Source organism: Paenibacillus sp. 01T422, from assembly GCF_056398785.1.
In genome coordinates, this window is the sequence record NZ_JBFTQB010001002.1 from 1 (window position 1) to 2,215 (window position 2,215).

3 protein-coding genes are annotated in these 2,215 nt (G+C 49.0%); 2 read left to right on the forward strand and 1 reads right to left on the reverse strand.

Going from position 1 to position 2,215, the window contains the following annotated elements; all coding sequences use genetic code 11:
• Together AC1DUA_RS34710 and AC1DUA_RS34715 are read left to right on the forward strand one after the other, a co-directional pair.
• Positions 1–553: ABC transporter ATP-binding protein (locus AC1DUA_RS34710; protein WP_477504068.1), on the forward strand; the 553-nt coding region annotated here is incomplete at its 5' end.
• 144 nt (positions 554–697) lie between these two features.
• Positions 698–1,756, forward strand: coding sequence for a LacI family DNA-binding transcriptional regulator (locus AC1DUA_RS34715; protein ID WP_477504069.1), 1,059 nt, complete (start codon positions 698–700; stop codon positions 1,754–1,756).
• A gap of 53 nt (positions 1,757–1,809) precedes the next feature.
• Here the strand turns inward: AC1DUA_RS34715 and AC1DUA_RS34720 are convergent.
• Positions 1,810–2,215 (reverse strand): cation transporter dimerization domain-containing protein (locus AC1DUA_RS34720; RefSeq protein ID WP_477504070.1); only part of this gene is annotated, 406 nt, incomplete at its 5' end.

Sequence of the window (2,215 nt, forward strand, 5' to 3'; positions counted from 1 at the left end):
GATTGATGGTCCTGGCGCTGATCGCGGAATGGTGTTCCAATCCTATACCTTGTTCCCCTGGCTTTCCGTGAGGGAAAACATCGAGTTCGGACTGACGCTGAAGGGTGTACCTATTTTCGAAAAAAGAGCCATTTCCGATCACTTCATGGAGCTTGTCGGCTTGCAAAAGTTCGCCAGAGCGCTGCCTAAGGAGCTCTCCGGCGGGATGAAGCAGCGGGTGGCGATCGCAAGAGCACTCGCCAACAATCCGGAAGTGCTGCTGATGGATGAACCTTTTGGGGCGCTCGATCCACAGACCAAAAATTCGATGCAAGAGCTGCTGCTGCGCATCTGGGAGAAGGAAAAGACGACCGTCGTGTTCATCACGCATGATATCGAGGAGGCGATCTTCCTGTCCCAGCGTGTGTATGTGATGCAGGCGCATCCAGGCACGATTCGTAAGGAAATCGTCATTCCACCTGGTTTGCGGGACGTAGCAGATGTGAAGGATTCCGAGTCTTTCCTGAAGTTGAAAAAGCAAATTATTTCCCTGATTGGGCATCATGAGGAATGAATAGAAACTTGACCGTTACAACGGTCAAGTTTTTTTGCTGGTAACTGGACAAACTCTGGAAAATTTACTTTTACTGTTCTAATTGACGAGAGATTGGCTTATCGATAGAATAAATGAAAGTGATGCATAAATGAGGGAAGTTATGTGACTAGAAGTAAGCAGCCCACAATTGTCGATGTGGCCTCGGAAGCCGGCGTTTCCATTGCTACCGTATCGAATGTTATTAATCGTAGAAAGGTGCCGATGGCGCCAGAAACGATTCGCAAGGTGGAAGAGGCGGTTGTTCGATTAGGCTACCGCAGGAATGTAATGGCGACCAATTTGAGCCGTCGTAGGTCTTATGAGCTCGGATTGATTATCCCGCATTTTGGCGGCTATTATGGCCGTTTTGCGGAGAAGCTGGAGCAGAAGGTGCATCATTTTGGCTACCATCTGTCGATCTTCTCGGCTGCTGGTATGGATCCAGAGATTGAGCAGCGCCATCTGGAGCATTTGCTACAGCGTAGAGTAGATGGCTTGGTGAGCCATGGATTGGCGATGAGCATGCAGTCTACGCAGCAGTTGGTCGGAGAAGGCACACCCCTTGTCATCTTCAATGGGTGGGGATGGCCAAGTGAAATCGTCAAATTGGCGGTTAATTTGGATTTTGCGAAAGCGTCATCGGAGGCTGTTCAGCATTTTCTTGAGAATGGCTGCCGCTCCGTGATTTATGCTGGCAGAAGTAATGGAATGGGAGCTAACGAACAGCGTATCCAAGGATTTAAGGCAGGGCTCGGCGATGGTGAAGAACCCACTGTGCATGCCCTTTTGGATGCAGGTGAGCTTGGGATTGTCGGTACGCTTGACGAAGCGCTGCGCTTGAGCGGTGATTTGCGGCCTATCGGGATCTACACGTTCAATGATGCGTTGGCGCTTGAGCTGCTGGCTTTGTGTCATGAACGAGGGATTTCCGTGCCCGAAGAGATACAGCTTATCGGGATGGATAATGAGTTTTACGCCAAATCAAGTTTTCCATCCATCACAAGCTTCGAGATGCCCGTTGATTTGCAAACCAGCTTGGTAGCCGCCTTCCTTATGCGCCAGATCGGGGAAGATTTGGACGAGGAGAACACGCAGCTGCTTGAGGAGTATTTGCCACGTGTGACGGGACATGAGCTGTTTATTGATCTTGAGATGATCAAACGGAAATCTTCAGGAGAATAAGAAAGACCATTGATCACTTCAGGTGAAGGATCGATGGTCTTTGTTTTTTTGAATTAAAGGAGTGGTAGAGAGCTCGAAGCGGAGTTAACGCGACTTTGATGCTTCAAGAACGCTTTGCCGTACTCCCCATGCGGATTTATTTCGGCGTGTTCAATTTGAATAGTGGCATGCTCGATGCCGTATTTACTTTTGAGCGTATCATTGATGGCCAGGATCACACAGAACGGCTGAATGTTGGGACTGATGAACACATGGGCTGTTAAGGAATAATGGTCCGTCGAAACGGCCCATAGATGCATTTCATGCACATCCTCTACGCCCTCCACAGAAGCAATCTGCTTGCGGATTTCGTCCAGGTTAAAGCGCTCAGGCACGGATTCCATGAGAATCAGATACGATTCACGAATGATTTTGCTGCCACCGATAAAAATAATGCCGCCAATCACCATGGAGATGAGA